At 73.5% G+C, this 15,766-nt stretch carries 11 protein-coding genes and 2 pseudogenes; 11 read left to right on the top strand and 2 right to left on the bottom strand.

Going from position 1 to position 15,766, the window contains the following annotated elements:
• Positions 1 to 87: 87 nt before the first annotated feature.
• Positions 88 to 404, top strand: a pseudogene (locus tag ABD361_RS29955) (MazG-like family protein).
• Here ABD361_RS29955 and ABD361_RS29960 read toward each other — a convergent pair.
• Entirely contained in the window at positions 401 to 1,975 is a 1,575-nt protein-coding gene (locus tag ABD361_RS29960) for a PucR family transcriptional regulator (RefSeq protein WP_344440076.1), read from the bottom strand. The pseudogene ABD361_RS29955 and the gene ABD361_RS29960 overlap by 4 nt on opposite strands.
• A gap of 44 nt (positions 1,976 to 2,019) precedes the next feature.
• Between ABD361_RS29960 and ABD361_RS29965 the strand changes: the two genes are divergently transcribed.
• Complete coding sequence (locus ABD361_RS29965; protein WP_344440078.1) at positions 2,020 to 3,312, top strand: MFS transporter; 1,293 nt, start codon at positions 2,020 to 2,022, stop codon at positions 3,310 to 3,312.
• Positions 3,313 to 3,599: 287 nt separating this feature from the next.
• Here the strand turns inward: ABD361_RS29965 and ABD361_RS29970 are convergent, their stop codons facing one another.
• The gene (locus ABD361_RS29970) at positions 3,600 to 5,402 is read right to left on the bottom strand and encodes a glycoside hydrolase family 15 protein (RefSeq protein WP_344440080.1); all 1,803 of its coding nucleotides are present in this window, start codon (positions 5,400 to 5,402) and stop codon (positions 3,600 to 3,602) included.
• Positions 5,403 to 5,851: 449 nt separating this feature from the next.
• Here ABD361_RS29970 and pyrG point away from each other — a divergent pair, with 449 nt between their 5' ends.
• The 9 genes and pseudogenes from pyrG to ABD361_RS30015 all read left to right on the top strand — a co-directional run.
• Positions 5,852 to 7,504, top strand: a complete 1,653-nt coding sequence (gene pyrG / locus ABD361_RS29975) for a CTP synthase (RefSeq protein ID WP_344440082.1) — start codon at positions 5,852 to 5,854, stop codon at positions 7,502 to 7,504.
• A 105-nt stretch (positions 7,505 to 7,609) separates the two neighbouring features.
• Positions 7,610 to 8,236: an NUDIX domain-containing protein gene (locus tag ABD361_RS29980; RefSeq protein WP_344440083.1), complete on the top strand. Its 627-nt coding sequence runs from the start codon at positions 7,610 to 7,612 to the stop codon at positions 8,234 to 8,236.
• 177 nt (positions 8,237 to 8,413) lie between these two features.
• A complete protein-coding gene (locus tag ABD361_RS29985) occupies positions 8,414 to 10,477 on the top strand; it encodes a tetratricopeptide repeat protein (protein ID WP_344440085.1) in 2,064 nt (687 codons plus the stop codon).
• A 212-nt stretch (positions 10,478 to 10,689) separates the two neighbouring features.
• On the top strand, positions 10,690 to 11,805 hold the full coding sequence (ald, locus tag ABD361_RS29990) for an alanine dehydrogenase (RefSeq protein ID WP_344440099.1): 1,116 nt from the start codon (positions 10,690 to 10,692) through the stop codon (positions 11,803 to 11,805).
• A 278-nt stretch (positions 11,806 to 12,083) separates the two neighbouring features.
• Positions 12,084 to 13,253, top strand: a complete 1,170-nt coding sequence (locus ABD361_RS29995) for a ParA family protein (RefSeq protein ID WP_344440087.1) — start codon at positions 12,084 to 12,086, stop codon at positions 13,251 to 13,253.
• A complete protein-coding gene (locus tag ABD361_RS30000; RefSeq protein WP_344440088.1) occupies positions 13,238 to 13,750 on the top strand; it encodes a hypothetical protein in 513 nt (170 codons plus the stop codon). The genes ABD361_RS29995 and ABD361_RS30000 overlap by 16 nt, the downstream gene beginning before the upstream one ends.
• A 58-nt stretch (positions 13,751 to 13,808) precedes the next feature.
• Positions 13,809 to 14,831: a segregation and condensation protein A gene (locus ABD361_RS30005; protein ID WP_344440090.1), complete on the top strand. Its 1,023-nt coding sequence runs from the start codon at positions 13,809 to 13,811 to the stop codon at positions 14,829 to 14,831.
• The gene (scpB, locus tag ABD361_RS30010) at positions 14,828 to 15,457 is read left to right on the top strand and encodes an SMC-Scp complex subunit ScpB (RefSeq protein WP_344440092.1); all 630 of its coding nucleotides are present in this window, start codon (positions 14,828 to 14,830) and stop codon (positions 15,455 to 15,457) included. Before ABD361_RS30005 ends, scpB begins: the two co-directional genes overlap by 4 nt.
• Positions 15,457 to 15,766 (top strand): annotated as a pseudogene (locus ABD361_RS30015) (pseudouridine synthase); the annotation flags it as partial. The gene scpB and the pseudogene ABD361_RS30015, both read left to right, overlap by 1 nt.

Genomic DNA, 15,766 nt, shown 5'->3' on the forward strand with positions numbered 1-15,766 from the left:
CACGAACGACGACCACGCGGATGCCGGGACGGCTATAGCGTCAGCGGCAGCACTGCCCGCTGAACAGCCCCACGGAGAAGCGCCATCATGGATCAGCACACCTGGGACACCGTCGACCGGCTCAAGGACTGGCTGGACGACAACAACCCTGCCCATGAGCAGACCCACCGCACCATGCGTGTGCTGAAGCTCGCCGAAGAGGTGGGCGAAGTCGCCCAGGCCGTCATGGGCGCCACCACGTACAACCCCGCAAAGGCGCCAGCCACACCTGGCAGGACGTCGAGAAGGAACTCTGCGATGTCGTGATCACTGCCATGGTCGCCCTGCGCACTCTCACCCCCGAAGCACACAAGGTCTTCGCCGAACGCCTCGAAACGGTCGCTGCCCGCTCCCTCAGCCCCTAAGCCACGTGGTGGCGCGCCCGGAGGGCGAGGTTGAGGGAGAGGACCGTGTGCGGGGCGTCGAGGTCGGCGCCGAGCAGGCGGGAGATGCGGGCCAGCCGGTCGTAGAGGGTCTGGCGGTTGACGTGCAGTTCCCGGGCCGTCTCGGCCTTGCGGCCGGCGTGCGCCAGATAGGCCTCCAGGGTCGGCAGGAGCACCGGGCGGGCCGTGCCGTCGTGGGCGAGCAGGGGGCCGAGGACGCGGTCGACGAAGGCTGCGAGGTCGCCGTGCGAGCGCAGCCGCCACAGCAGGACGTCCACGTCGAGGTGGCGCGCGTCGTGCCAGGGGCGTTCCGCCGCGTCCGGCAGGCCGCGCGCCGCCGTGGCCGCCTGTGCGGCGTGGCGCAGGCCGGCGCCGGCCGTGGCCCAGGTGGCGGGAGCGCCGGCGACGACCACGGGGGTGCGGCCGAGCGCCCGCTGCGCCCCGGCCCGCAGGGCGGCCGCGACCTTCGCGGCGACCGCCGGGCGTTCGTCCTCCTCGCGCAGTCCCACGAGCAGCGGCACCCGGCCCTCGGGGAGGCGTACGCCGAGGAGCACCGGCGCGCCGACCGCGGCGAGTTCGCGCTGGAGCGCGCTCGCCAGCGGGGCCCAGGACTTCGCCGGCACGTCGTCGGGGGTCAGGTGCATGACCACCGGCAGCAGGGGGCCCGGGCCCGGCCGGAAGCCGAGGACGCGGGCCTGTGCGGGGGCCTCCGACGGGTCGAGCCGGCCCTCGGCGAGGTCGGTGAGGAAGTCGCCGCGCCCGCGGGCGGCCAGTTCCTCCTCCTGGCGGGCCTGGAGCAGGACGACCGCGAGCAGGCCCGCCGTGCGCTCGGCGGCGATCCGGTGCACGGGGGCGAGCGGCGTGTCGACCGGCAGCACCGTCAGCCGTCCGCGTGTCGTCCCGTCCGGCTGTCCGCCGGGGACGTCGACCGCCACGCCGCCGCCCGGCGCGGTGCCGCGCAGGCCGTCCCACACCTGCAGCGCGTCGGCCGGGCCCGCCGCGTACAGCAGCCGTCCGTCGGAGCCCTGGAGGAAGACGGGATTGCCGGCGAAGTCGGCGAACAACCTCAGGACTTCGGGAACGCCGCCCCCGCCGAGCAGGACCTCGGTGCAGCGCCGGTGCACCTCGTCGGCGCGGCGCAGCAGTGTGTAGTGCGCGTTGACGAGCTCGGTGTGGATCTCCTCGGTGACGGCGACGAAGGGCACCTCGCGGTGCAGCTGCACGAGCGGCAGGCCGAGGGCGCGGGCGGTGTCCACGACGGCCGGGGGCAGCGTGGTGAAGTGGGAGCCGAGTTCGACGACGAGGGCCGCCACGTCCCGGTCGACCAGGCCCCTGACGAAGGCGCGCTGCTCGGCGGGCCGGCTGCCCAGGCCCAGGCCGGTGGTCAGCAGCAGTTCGCCGCCCTTGAGCAGGGCGGCGATGTGGGGCGCCTCGCAGGCGTGCACCCACCGCACGGGGCGGTGCAGCGCTTCGCCGCCGGCCATCACCTGGGGCAGGCCGCGCTTGAGGGCGGGCAGCTGCAGGGCCCGTGCGACGGTGATCGTCTCCTCCATGCCGTGAACCTAGACCATCGGCCCGGCAGCCTTACTCTCTGTGCATGACAACCGGCATACCCGGCGTCGGCGCCGAGCCGTCCGCGCCGGCCCTCCCCGACCGCGCCGCGGTGCAGCGGCGCACCGTACGGGTCCTCGTCACGGCCCAGGCCGTGGCCGGTCTCGGCATGGGCTCGATGCTCTCCTCCGGCGGGCTGCTGGTGGAGCGGCTCTCCGGCTCGGCCTCGCTGGCCGGCATCGCCACGACGCTGATCACGCTCGGGGCGGCGCTGGCCGCCGTGCCGCTGGCGGCGCTGTCCCGGGCCCGGGGGCGGCGGGTGGGGCTGGGCACCGGCTGGCTGCTGGCCGCGGCGGGCTCGCTCGTCGTCCTGGCCGCGGCCCGCCTGGGCTGGTACCCGCCCGCGCTGGCCGGCATGCTCCTGATCGGCGCGGCCTCGGCCGCCAACCTGCAGTCGCGCTACGCGGCCACCGACCTCGCCGAGCCGGGCGCCCGGGCGGGAGCCCTGTCGGTGGTGGTCTGGGCGACGACGGTGGGCAGCGTGCTCGGCCCCAACCTCAGCGGCCCGGGCGAGCACACGGCCCGCCTGCTGCACCTGCCGCCCCCTGCGGGCACCTTCGTCTTCTCCGTCGCGGCGTTCGTGGCCGGCTGGGCCGTGGTGCACACCCGGCTGCGCCCGGACCCGCTGCTGATGCTGCCGGCACCGGCGCCCGCGGATGCCGCGGCCGCCCCCCGCTTCACGGCCCGCATGAGCAGTGCCCTGCGGCACGTACGCAGCTCGCCGGCCGCGCTGACCGGGCTGGGCGCGCTGGTCCTGGGCCATGCGGTGATGGTCGCGGTCATGACGATGACGCCGGTGCACCTCGCCCACCACGGGGCGTCGCTGAGCATCATCGGCTTCACGATCAGCGTGCACATCGCGGGCATGTACGCCCTCTCGCCGCTGGTCGGCAGGGCGACCGACCGGCTGGGCCGGGTGCCGGTGATCCTGCTGGGGCAGGCGCTGCTGGTGCTCGCGGCCCTGCTGGCGGGGACGGCGGGCAGCCGGCAGGGGCCGGTGACGGCCGGGCTGTTCCTGCTGGGGCTGGGCTGGTCGTGCGCGACGGTTGCCGGCTCGACGCTGCTGAGCGAGTCCGTCGCCGCCGCGCACCGCCCGGAGGTCGAGGGGCTCTCCGACACCCTGATGAACCTCGTCGGCGCGGCGGGCGGCGCGCTCTCCGGCCCCGTCCTGGCCGGTTACGGCTACGGCGGGCTCAACGCCGCCGCAGCCGTCCTCGTCCTGCCCGTGAGCGCGGCGGCGCTGTGGTTCGTCCTGCGCGGCCCCGCGCGCCGGCCCTAGGGCCTGTCCGGCGGATCGTGCAGCGCCCCGCAAGGGGCGCGGGGAACTGCGCGACAAGCCACGACGCGCCTGCAGCCGACGTGCTGCGCCCGGGGTCCCGGGGCGGTGCGTCGGCTGCGGGCCGTCGGTGGCCGATCGCGCAGTTCCCCGCGCCCCTGACGGGGCGAAGCACAGCACCCTGTCTGCGGGCGCGTCGTGGCTTGTCGCGCCCACGCGGCGGCAGCCGCAGATCGGCACTGCCCCGCGCCCCTACGGGGCGCTGTGGACAGCCCGGGTCTCCGGCGGCGTCAGCCGCCAAACGCGCTGGAGGCCGTCAGCCGCAGGGCGGTGTCGATCAGCGGCACGTGGCTGAAGGCCTGCGGGAAGTTGCCCACCTGCCGCTTCAGGCGCGGGTCCCACTCCTCCGCCAGCAGCCCCAGGTCGTTGCGCAGGCCCAGCAGCTTCTCGAACAGCTGCCGGGCCTCGTCCACCCGGCCGATCATCGCCAGGTCGTCGGCCAGCCAGAACGAGCAGGCGAGGAAGGCGCCTTCGTCACCTTCCAGGCCGTCCACGCCGGCCTCGTGGCCCGCTGTGGGGTAGCGCAGGACGAAGCCGTCGGGCGTGGACAGCTCCCGCTGGATCGCCTCGATCGTGCCGATGACGCGCTTGTCGTCCGGCGGCAGGAAGCCCATCTGCGGGATGAGCAGCAGCGAGGCGTCCAGCTCCTTGGAGCCGTAGGACTGCGTGAAGGTGTTGCGCTCCTTGTCGTAGCCCTTCTCGCACACGTCCCGGTGGATGTCGTCGCGCAGCTCGCGCCAGCGCTCCAGCGGCCCGTCGACGTCACCGGACTCGATGAGCTTGATGGTGCGGTCCACCGCCACCCAGGCCATCACCTTGGAGTGCACGAAGTGCCGCCGCGGGCCGCGCACCTCCCAGATGCCCTCGTCCGGCTCGGTCCAGTGGTCCTCCAGGTAGCCGATGAGCCGCAGCTGCAGCAGCGAGGCGTAGTCGTTGCGGGCCAGGCCCGTCATGTGGGCCAGGTGCAGGGCCTCGGTGACCTCGCCGTAGACGTCCAGCTGGAGCTGGCCGGCCGCGCCGTTGCCGACGCGCACGGGCGCGGAGTTCTCGTAGCCGGGCAGCCAGGGCAGCTCCGCCTCGCCCAGCTCGCGCTCGCCCGCGATGCCGTACATGATCTGCAGGTTCTCCGGGTCGCCGGCGACCGCGCGCAGCAGCCACTCGCGCCAGGCGCGGGCCTCCTCGCGGTAGCCGGTGCGCAGCAGCGAGGACAGGGTGATCGCCGCGTCCCGCAGCCAGGTGTAGCGGTAGTCCCAGTTGCGCACGCCGCCGATCTCCTCCGGCAGCGAGGTCGTGGGCGCGGCCACGATGCCGCCGGTGGGGGCGTAGGTCAGGGCCTTGAGGGTGATCAGCGAGCGGACCACGGCGTCCCGGTAGGGGCCGTGGTACGTGCAGTGGCCCACCCACTCGCGCCAGAACTCCTCCGTGGCCGCCAGCGAGCCCTCCGGGTCCGGCAGGGCGGGCGGCTCGCCGTGCGAGGGCTGCCAGCTGATGGTGAAGGCGATCCGCTCCCCGGGCGAGACGGTGAAGTCGGAGTAGGTGGTCAGGTCCTTGCCGAAGGTGTCGGCGGTGGTGTCCAGCCACACCGAGTCGGGGCCGGCGACGGCCACCGTGCGGTCGCCCACCTTGTGCACCCACGGCACGACCCGGCCGTAGGAGAAGCGCATGCGCAGCGCCGAGCGCATGGGCACCCGGCCGCTGACGCCCTCGACGATGCGGATCAGCTGCGGCGCTCCGTCGCGGGGCGGCATGAAGTCGATGATGCGGACGGTGCCGCGGGGGGTGTCCCACTCGGACTCCAGCACGAGGGAGTCGCCCCGGTACCGGCGGCGATCGGCCCGCGGTGGCGCGGCCCCCGAGGGGTGCGCCGGGCCGATCCGCCAGTAGCCGTGTTCCTCGGTGCCGAGCAGTCCGGCGAAGGCCGCATGGGAATCGAACCGGGGCAGGCACAGCCAGTCGGCCGTACCGTCCCGGCAGACCAGTGCGGCGGTCTGCATGTCGCCGATCAGTGCGTAATCCTCGATACGCCCGGCCACGTCATCTCCAGTCGAACGGCATCCAGGACCCCAAAGGGCCTCTGACGGTCAAGCGATCTTCGACGAGCTCTGTTCCGGGAAGGGCCCCTTCCAGCGGTAGCTGGGGAGGGGCGGGAAGTGCCGTGCCGGCCGGCTCGCTGCGTGTGTCCGAGCAGGATACGACGCGCAGTTGGGAGACGCGCGACGCTTGATGGGGGAACGTGTGCCGAATGGGTGGCCCGGTGCGCGCCGGGAGCGCGCCCCGTGCGCGAGCGGTGAGGCCCCCGTGACGGACGGTTCCTGCCCAGCTCGGGCCGCGTCACCGGACGCGCCCGGCCCCCGGCGCTGATACCCTGGTACCCCGTGGACCGGCGGGCCAAAGACCCCCCGACCGCAGCGACGGCACCCCCGACGAACGGCAGGGTGATCGCCGGTACGCACCTTCACCTCGCGACCACGGGAGCCCCCCTTTGGCAATTGCCGCTAAGCCCACGACGACCAAGCACCTCTTCGTCACCGGGGGTGTCGCCTCCTCGCTCGGCAAGGGGCTGACCGCCTCCAGCCTGGGCGCGCTGCTCAAGGCCCGGGGTCTGCGGGTGACGATGCAGAAGCTCGACCCGTACCTGAACGTCGACCCGGGCACGATGAACCCGTTCCAGCACGGTGAGGTGTTCGTCACCAACGACGGCGCCGAGACCGACCTGGACATCGGCCACTACGAGCGCTTCCTCGACGTCGACCTCGACGGCAGCGCCAACGTCACCACCGGCCAGGTCTACTCCACGGTGATCGCCAAGGAGCGGCGCGGCGAGTACCTGGGCGACACCGTCCAGGTCATCCCGCACATCACCAACGAGATCAAGCACCGCATCCGCCGCATGGCCACCGACGACGTCGACGTCGTCATCACCGAGGTCGGCGGCACCGTCGGCGACATCGAGTCGCTGCCGTTCCTGGAGACCGTCCGCCAGGTCCGCCACGAGGTCGGCCGCGACAACGTCTTCGTCGTGCACATCTCGCTGCTGCCCTACATCGGCCCCTCCGGCGAGCTGAAGACCAAGCCGACCCAGCACTCGGTCGCGGCCCTGCGCAACATCGGCATCCAGCCCGACGCGATCGTGCTGCGCGCCGACCGCGAGGTGCCCACCGCCATCAAGCGCAAGATCTCGCTGATGTGCGACGTCGACGAGGACGCGGTGGTCGCCGCCATCGACGCCAAGTCGATCTACGACATCCCCAAGGTGCTGCACGCCGAGGGCCTGGACGCCTACGTCGTGCGCAAGCTCGACCTGCCCTTCCGCGACGTGGACTGGGCGCAGTGGGACGACCTGCTCGAGCGCGTCCACCAGCCCGAGCACGAGGTCACCGTCGCCCTGGTCGGCAAGTACATCGACCTGCCCGACGCCTACCTGTCGGTGACCGAGGCCATTCGTGCCGGCGGCTTCGCCAACAAGGCCCGCGTGAAGATCAAGTGGGTCACCTCCGACGACTGCAAGACCCCGGCGGGCGCCAAGCAGCAGCTCTCCGACGTCGACGCGATCTGCATCCCCGGCGGCTTCGGCGACCGCGGCGTCAACGGCAAGGTCGGCGCCATCACCTACGCCCGTGAGAACAAGATCCCGCTGCTGGGCCTGTGCCTGGGCCTGCAGTGCGTGGTCATCGAGGCCGCCCGCAACCTGGCCGGCATCGAGGGCGCCAACTCCACCGAGTTCGACCCCGCCACCGCCCACCCGGTCATCTCCACCATGGCCGAGCAGATGGACATCGTGGCCGGCGAGGGCGACATGGGCGGCACCATGCGCCTGGGCATGTACCCGGCCAAGCTGGCCGAGGGCTCCATCGTCCGCGAGGTCTACGGCGACGCCCCGTACGTCGAGGAGCGCCACCGCCACCGCTACGAGGTCAACAACGCCTACCGCGGCGAGCTGGAGAAGAAGGCCGGCATCGTCTTCTCCGGCACCTCCCCGGACAACAAGCTCGTGGAGTACGTCGAGTACCCGCGCGAGGTGCACCCCTACCTGGTGGCCACCCAGGCCCACCCGGAGCTGCGCTCCCGCCCGACCCGCCCGCACCCGCTCTTCGCGGGCCTGGTGAAGGCGGCCGTGCAGCGCCAGCAGGGCTGATCGGTACGGTTGAGCCGGGGTGAGGGCCTCCCACGGGGGCCCGCACCCCGGCTTTTCCGTATCGCTTTTCCGTATCCGCCGGGGACTTTGTCGAAAGGACCGCACATGGGCATCAAGGACACCGCCGAGGAGTGGCAGGTCACCGCGACGAGCACGCCGTTCCAGGGCGCCAAGACGGGGGTCCGCACGGACACCGTGGTGATGCCCGACGGCAACACCGCCACCCGCGACTACCAGACCCACCCCGGCTCGGTCGCCGTCCTCGCCCTCGACGACGAGGGCCGCGTCCTGGTCGTCAACCAGTACCGTCACCCCGTCCGCCAGCGGCTGTGGGAGATCCCCGCCGGCCTGCTCGACGTGCCCGGCGAGCACCCGCTGCGCGCCGCCCAGCGCGAGCTGTACGAGGAGGCCCACGTCAAGGCCGAGGACTGGCGGGTGCTGACCGACGTCTACACCTCGCCCGGCGGCTGCGACGAGGCGGTGCGCGTCTTCCTCGCCCGCGGCATCTCCGCCGTGGAGGGCGAGCGCTTCGCCGTCGAGCACGAGGAGCTCGACATGCAGGTGGACCGGGTGCCGCTGGCCGAGCTGGTGCGCGGCGTCCTCGCCGGCGAACTGCACAACACCTGTCTGGTTGTCGGCGTGCTCGCCCTGGCCGCCGCCCTGGCCGGCGACGGGCCGGAGGCCCTGCGCCCGGCCGACGCCCCCTGGCCGGCCCGCCCCTACGAGGCGTGACGCCCCGCCCTCCGGGGCCTTTTGATGCGACGATAGGTCAACCCGAATAGGTGATCTTCGCTGCAGGCGGACCGCGTTGCCCCCGGCTGTTACCCGGACCCCACCACACGGTGAACTAGGCTCGAAGCGTTCCCGGCCGCGGCCGCGGCCGGGCTCGTGCGTGCAGGGAGTGGACCCGTGGCGACCCGTCAGCGACTCGCGCCCCATGCGGCCTTCACGGCGGAGCGCGGGGATCTGTTCGTCGGGCGGCTGCGCGAGCTCAAGGAGCTGCGCGCCGACATCGTCCGCGCCGGACTCGACACCCTCTCCGGCCGCAAGCAGCCGCGCGGCCGGGTGCTGCTCATCGCCGGCCGGCCCGGATCGGGCCGCACCGCGCTGGCCGAGGAGCTCGCCCGGCAGCTCGTCACGGACTACCCGGACGGAGTACTGCGCGCCCGGCTGACGGGCGCCGACGGCGAGCCGGTGCCCACCGAACGCACCGCCCGCGCCCTGCTGGCCGCCCTGGACGCGCCCGTACCGGCGGGCGCCGAGGAGGACGAGCTCACCCAGGCGCTGCGCACCGCCCTGAACGGCAAGCGGGTGCTGCTGCTCCTGGACGACGCCTCCGGCGCCGAGCAGGTCGAGCCGCTGCTGCCCGACGAGCCCGAGTGCCTGGTCGTGGCCGTCTCCCGGGGCCCGCTGACCGGCGTGCCCGACGTGCGGCCGTGCACCCTGGGCGGCCTGGACGCCCCGGCGGCCGTGGAACTGCTGGAGTGGTACGCCGGGCCCACCCGCATCACCTGCGACCCGGTGGCGGCCTCCCGGGTCGTCGAGGAGTGCTGCGGGCAGCCCGCGGCCCTCGTCCTCGTCGGCGGCTGGCTGGCCGCCCTGCCCAAGACCACCGTGGTCGACGCGGCCCGGCGGCTGCGCGAGCTGCCGCCGGCCGGCGGGGGAGAGGCCGCCGGCGGGCCGCTGGCCCGCGCCTTCTGGCTCGCCTACGAGGCGCTGCCCGCGCCCACCGCCCGCATGCTGCACCTGCTGGGCCTGGCCCCGGCCGGGCTGGCCGATGCCCACGTCGCCTCGGCCCTGGCCGGCTGCTCGCTGTCCACCGCCCAGTCCGTGCTGGAGGACCTGGCCGCCCGGGGCCTGCTGCGCGCCGAGGGCCCGGCCGGCGAGGGCGCGGGGCTGCCCCCGCAGTACCGGGTGCCCGGCTGCCTCGCCGCGATGATCGACTCACTGCTGCACGCGCAGGAGCGGCCGGCCGAGATCGAGCTGGCCCGGGCGCGGATGCTGGAGCGCACCGTGCGGCAGCTGCACTCCTGCCGGGCGGCCACCGAGCGCGACGACCCGGCGGTCCGGCGCAGGATCGAGCAGCTGCCCCGGGCCCTGCGCTTCCCCACCCGGCAGGCGGCCGAGGAGTGGCTGCTGGCCCGGCTGCCGGCCCTGCTGGCCGCCGCCCGGCTGGGCGTGGAGGACGGCCGGCTCGACACCCTCGCCCGCCGCCTGGTCTCGGCGCTGACCCGGGCGCTGACCGCCCACCTCGGCCCCGAGACCGCCGCCCCCGAGCTGTACGGGCTGCACCAGCTCGTGCTGGACGTCGCCCGGCGCTGCGAGATGCCGCTGGAGAAGGCGGCGGCCCTGCTCAACCTCGGCGACCTCGACGCCCGGGCCGGGCGCACCCACGAGGCCCTCGAACGCTACCGCCAGGCGCTGCAGTCGGCGCGCGAGGCGGGCGACCCCTACGTCACCAGCCGGGCGCTGGAGTCGGTGGCCGCCGCCCACCAGGAGCTCGGCGACTGGCAGCGCGCCGCCGACTGGTACGGCCGGGGGCTGGAGCTGCGGCTGACCCGCGGCGAGCTCGCCGACGAGGCCCGGCTGTACGGACGGCTGGGCACGGTCCACGAGTACGCCGGCCAGTGGACGGAGGCGCTGCGCGACTGGCGGGCGGCCGCCGCGGCGTACCGCAGGCTGCGCGACCGCGCAGGCCACGCCCGGGCGCTGGCCGAGGTGGCGCGGGTGCTGCACGGCGCGGGCCGCACCGTGCAGGCCCGGCGGGCCTTCCTGGAGGCGGCCGAGGCCGCCCGCGGTGCGGGCGAGACGGCCCTGGAGGCGGCGCTGCGGCTGCGCCTGGCCGAGGCCCTCGACCGGCTCGGCGAGCAGCAGGCGGCCGAGGAGCAGCGCGCTCTTGCGGCCCGGCTGCCGGCCGAGCGGCCGGCCGTGCCGCCGCCGGCGGACGGCGCGCACGAGGGGCGGCGCCCCTGAGGCCCTGACAGGACAACGCACCGTACCGCCGGTATCAGATCCTCGACCCTAAGAAACCAGTGGTCTTCTCCACAAGGATTGGTGATTTGCAAGGCTAGACAGCGCGCAATCCTTCATTAGACTGGCAAGGCCGCGACCGACGCGGTCTGCCCTGGTATGCCCGGCATATCGGGAATAGCCTGTCATTCTCTGATTCAAGGACCGTGATCGACGTGAAGGTCGGCATCCCCCGCGAGGTCAAGAACAACGAATACCGCGTGGCCATCACCCCCGCGGGCGTGCTCGAGCTGGTGCGCAACGGCCACCAGGTCGTCATCGAGAAGGGCGCCGGTCTCGGCTCCTCCATCACCGACGCCGAGTACGTCGGTGCCGGCGCGACGATCCTCGACAGCGCCGACGAGGTCTGGGCCACCGCGGACCTGCTGCTGAAGGTCAAGGAGCCCATTGCGGAGGAGTACCACCGCATGCGCAAGGGCCAGACCCTCTTCACCTACCTGCACCTGGCCGCCTCCCGCGAGTGCACCGACGCCCTGCTGGAGTCCGGCACCACCGCCATCGCGTACGAGACCGTCGAGCTCGCCAACCGCGCGCTGCCGCTGCTCGCCCCGATGTCCGAGGTCGCGGGCCGCCTGGCCCCGCAGGTCGGTGCCTACCACCTGATGCGCTCGGCCGGCGGCCGCGGCGTGCTGCCGGGCGGCGTCCCGGGCACCCACGCCGGCCGGGCCGTCGTCATCGGCGGTGGCGTCTCCGGCTGGAACGCCGCCCAGATCGCCATCGGCATGGGCTTCCACGTCACCCTGCTGGACAAGGACATCAACAAGCTCCGCGAGGCCGACAAGGTCTTCGGCACCAAGGTGCAGACGATCGTCTCCAACGCCTACGAGCTGGAGAAGGCCGTCGTCGAGGCCGACCTCGTCATCGGCGCCGTCCTGATCCCGGGCGCCAAGGCCCCCAAGCTGGTCACCAACGAGCTCGTCGCCAAGATGAAGCCCGGAAGTGTCCTTGTCGACATTGCCATCGACCAGGGCGGCTGCTTCGAGGACTCCCGTCCCACCACCCACGCGGAGCCGACCTTCACGGTCCACGACTCCGTCTTCTACTGCGTCGCCAACATGCCGGGTGCGGTGCCCAACACCTCCACCTACGCGCTGACCAACGCCACGCTGCCCTACATCGTGCAGCTGGCGAACCTCGGCTGGCAGGAGGCGCTGCGCCGCGACGCCGCGCTGGCCAAGGGCCTCAACGTGCACGAGGGCCAGGTCGTCTACGGCCCGGTCGCCGAGGCGCACAACCTTGCGCACGTCGAGCTGAACACCCTGCTGGGCTGACGCCAACCGCGCGCCGAACGCAGTCACTTACCCGGCCGGGCCTTGCCGCGCAAGGCCCGGCCGGGGTGTTTCGCCATGCTTTGACCCGCCCGTGATTCTTCCGGGTTATCCGCCGTAGACCCTTGACAGAAGGGTGTTCGATTGCCGACACATCGTGCCGTCTCCGGCGGATTGTGTTGCTGCGGACCGCCGACACGCCATAGAGTCGCCAACCGTCGGCATGGTGTCACGCTGACCTATCTAGATGTTTCCTGGTCACCAAGGAGGTAGGACGACTTGTGAATGAGTCGACATTTGCTCCCGGGGGTGGTCACCCAGGAACGCTTGCGCAGGGCCCGAGTCCCGTGGGACTCCACGCTGTCGGCTCCGTCGCCGTCCAGACCTTCGCAGCGCACCAGAACATCCAGAGCACGACGACAGCCCACCAGAGCATGGACGGTCAACACGTGAACGCCATGGCCGGCGACACGGGCGCCATGGAGCCCACCAGCCTCGCCGACTACGAGGAACTGCCGGACGGTCACTTCTACGACCCCGACGCCGAGTACGAGCCCGACCCCGAGTACGCGGCCACCCTCGCCCCCGACGCGGCCCGGCAGCGCCGTGAGCGCATCGGCCCCACCGGGCGGCCCCTGCCCTACTTCCCGATCCCCGGACCGCTGGCCGACCACGGCCCGGCCAAGATCATTGCCATGTGCAACCAGAAGGGCGGGGTGGGCAAGACCACCTCGACCATCAACCTGGGCGCGGCGCTCGCCGAGTACGGCCGCCGGGTCCTGCTCGTCGACTTCGACCCGCAGGGCGCGCTCTCGGTCGGCCTGGGGGTCAACCCCATGGAGCTCGACCTGACGGTCTACAACCTGCTGATGGAGCGGGGCATGTCGGCCGACGAGGTGCTGCTGAAGACGGCGGTGCCCAACATGGACCTGCTGCCCAGCAATATCGATTTGTCAGCGGCCGAGGTCCAGCTCGTCAGCGAGGTCGCCCGCGAGTCCACGCTGCAGCGCGCCCTCAAGCCCCTGATGGCCGATTACGACTACATCGTGATCGACTGTCAGCCCTCGCTCGGCCTGCTCACCGTCAACGCCCTGACGGCCGCTCACAAGGTGATCGTGCCGCTGGAGTGCGAATTCTTCGCCCTGCGCGGCGTGGCCCTGCTCACCGAGACCATCGAGAAGGTCCAGGAGCGGCTCAACCCCGAGCTGGAGCTCGACGGCATCCTCGCCACCATGTACGACTCGCGCACCGTGCACAGCCGCGAGGTCCTCGCGCGCGTCGTCGAGGCGTTCGACGACCACGTCTACCACACGGTCATCGGACGCACCGTCCGCTTCCCCGAGACCACGGTCGCCGGCGAGCCCATCACCACGTACGCCTCCAACTCCGTCGGCGCCGCCGCGTACCGTCAGCTGGCCAGGGAGGTGCTGGCCCGTTGTCACGCCGAGTGAGCCTGCCCGGCGCCGACGAGCTGTTCCGCACCACGGGCGGCATGGGACTGCAGTCCTCCAGCCCGCGCCGCAAGGCCAACGGCGAGACGCCGCCACGGGTGCCGGGACCGGGCGACGCGCCCGACGGTGACCGGCCGGCCCCCGCCGCGCCGGCCGCGGCCGCGGCAGCGGCCGGCACCGGCCAGGAACAGGACACCGAACGGCGCCCCGCCCCCGCCCGCAACGACGGCACCCCCGCCGCCGCCCCCGCCAAGCGCCGCGGCCGCGCCGCCGGCCGCCGGCCCAGCGGGCGCGAACGCCACGACGAGAAGATCACCGTCTATGTCTCCGCCGAGGAGCTCATGGACCTCGAACACGCCCGGCTGGTGCTGCGCGGCGAGCACGGACTCGCCGTCGACCGCGGCCGCATCGTCCGGGAGGCCGTCGCCGTCGTCCTGGCCGACCTGGAGTCGCGCGGCGACGCGAGCATCCTCGTACGACGCCTGCGCGGCCGCTGACCCACCCCGCCGCGCTAGCCTCGGGCCGTACACCGCGCCCCACCCCTTGGACCCCTCCATGCCCGCAGCCGCCCCCCACCCGGCCCGCCGCCACCTGGGCCGCGGCCCCGGCACCCCGACGCCTGCCGGCACCGACCACGACGAGGGCAGCCACCCCGCCACGGCTCGGCCCGCGTCCGCCCCGGCCACCGGCGGTCCGGACGACACCGCGGCGCCCGGTGGCCCGGAACTGCCGGCCACCGGTGGTCCGGCCGAGGCGGAGGCCGAGGGCGGTCGGTTCACGGTGCGGCTGGAGAACTTCGAGGGGCCCTTCGATCTCCTCCTGCAGTTGATCTCCAAGCACAAGCTGGACGTCACCGAGGTCGCGCTGTCCAAGGTCACCGACGAGTTCATGGCGTACGTCAGGGCCATGGGCGAGGGCTTCGACCTCGACGAGATCACCGAGTTCCTGGTCGTCGCCGCCACCCTGCTCGACCTCAAGGCCGCCCGGCTGCTGCCGGCCGCGGAGGTGGAGGACGAGGCGGACCTCGCCCTGCTGGAGGCCCGCGACCTGCTGTTCGCCCGGCTCCTGCAGTACCGCGCGTACAAGCGCATCGCCGAGATCTTCTGCGAGCGGCTGGCCCACGAGGACCTGCGCCACCCCCGTACCGTCGGCCTGGAACCGCAGCACGCCGAGCTGCTGCCCGAGGTCGTCCTCGGCATCGGCCCGGCCCGCCTGGCGGAGCTGGCCGTCAAGGCCATGCAGCCCAAGCCCGCGCCGCAGGTGTACGTCGACCACATCCACGCCCCGCTCGTCAGCGTCCGCGAGCAGGCCGAGGTGGTGGTCACCCGGCTGCGCGCCGCCGGGGAGGCGACCTTCGCCGCCCTCACCGAGGACGCCCCCGACACCCTGACCGTCGTGGCGCGCTTCCTGGCCCTGCTGGAGCTCTACCGCGAGCGCGCCGTCGCCCTGGACCAGGGCGAGGCCCTGGGGACGCTGACCGTCCGCTGGACGGGCGCGGAGGGCGCGGCACCGGTGGTGACGGACGAGTTCGACCGCGAGCCGGAGCCGGAGCAGGAGCCGGCGGAGGAGAAGGCATGAGCGAGCAGACGTACGAGGCCGCATCCCTGGCGCTCAAGCCGGCCCTGGAGGCCGTGCTCATGGTCGTCGACGAGCCGGCCACCGAGGAGCACCTCGCGAAGGTCCTGGGCCGCACGCGGCGCGAGGTCGCCGACGCGCTGCACGAGCTCGCGGACGAGTACGCGGCCCAGGGCCGCGGCTTCGACCTGCGCCAGGTCGCCGGGGGCTGGCGCTTCTTCACCCGGGCCGCGTACGCGCCGGCCGTGGAGTCCTTCGTCCTGGACGGCCAGCAGGCCCGGCTGACCCAGGCCGCACTGGAGACCCTGGCCGTCGTCGCGTACCGTCAGCCGGTCAGCCGTTCGAGGGTCTCGGCCGTGCGCGGGGTCAACTGCGACGGCGTCATGCGCACCCTCCTCCAGCGCGGCCTGGTGGAGGAGGCGGGGACGGAACCCGAAACAGGTGCGATCCTGTACAGGACGACGAATTACTTTCTGGAGCGGATGGGCCTGCGCGGCCTGGAAGAGCTTCCCGAGCTCGCCCCGTTCCTCCCCGAGGCGGAAGCCGTCGAGGGCGACTCCCCGGAGGGAGTCCCGTCCTTCGACCCGGACGCCCCGGACCACGACGCAGACGACAAGACGGAACTTTGATGCGAAGCAGCGGCAGGAACAGCGGAAGCGGCAACCGGGACTACCGGGGCGGCGGTGCCGGCGGTGGCGGCCGCTCCGGCGGCTACGGCGGCGGAGGACGTGCGGGCGGCGGCCGCTCCGGTGGCGGGCGCCCCGACGGCGGCCGCTCCGGCGACCGGCGCGACGACCGCCAGCAGGAGCGCCCGCGCCGCCCGCGCCCCGAGGAGCGCCGCTACGACGTCGGCCCCGACGGCGAGCGCACCCGCGGTGGCGCCACCAGCGGCCGCGCGAGCGGCCCCACGAGCGGCCGCGGCGCGGCGGCCCGCGGCG

The sequence above is a fragment of the Streptomyces luteosporeus genome (assembly GCF_039532865.1).
In the GTDB taxonomy this organism is placed as follows: Bacteria; Actinomycetota; Actinomycetes; order Streptomycetales; family Streptomycetaceae; genus Streptomyces; species Streptomyces luteosporeus.

Coding starts and splice junctions, on each gene's coding strand:
- ABD361_RS29960 (WP_344440076.1), bottom strand. CDS start 1,975: ATGGAGGAGACGATCACCGTCGCACGGGCCCTGCAGCTGCCCGCCCTC.
- ABD361_RS29965 (WP_344440078.1), top strand. CDS start 2,020: ATGACAACCGGCATACCCGGCGTCGGCGCCGAGCCGTCCGCGCCGGCC.
- ABD361_RS29980 (WP_344440083.1), top strand. CDS start 7,610: ATGGGCATCAAGGACACCGCCGAGGAGTGGCAGGTCACCGCGACGAGC.
- ABD361_RS30005 (WP_344440090.1), top strand. CDS start 13,809: ATGCCCGCAGCCGCCCCCCACCCGGCCCGCCGCCACCTGGGCCGCGGC.
- scpB (WP_344440092.1), top strand. CDS start 14,828: ATGAGCGAGCAGACGTACGAGGCCGCATCCCTGGCGCTCAAGCCGGCC.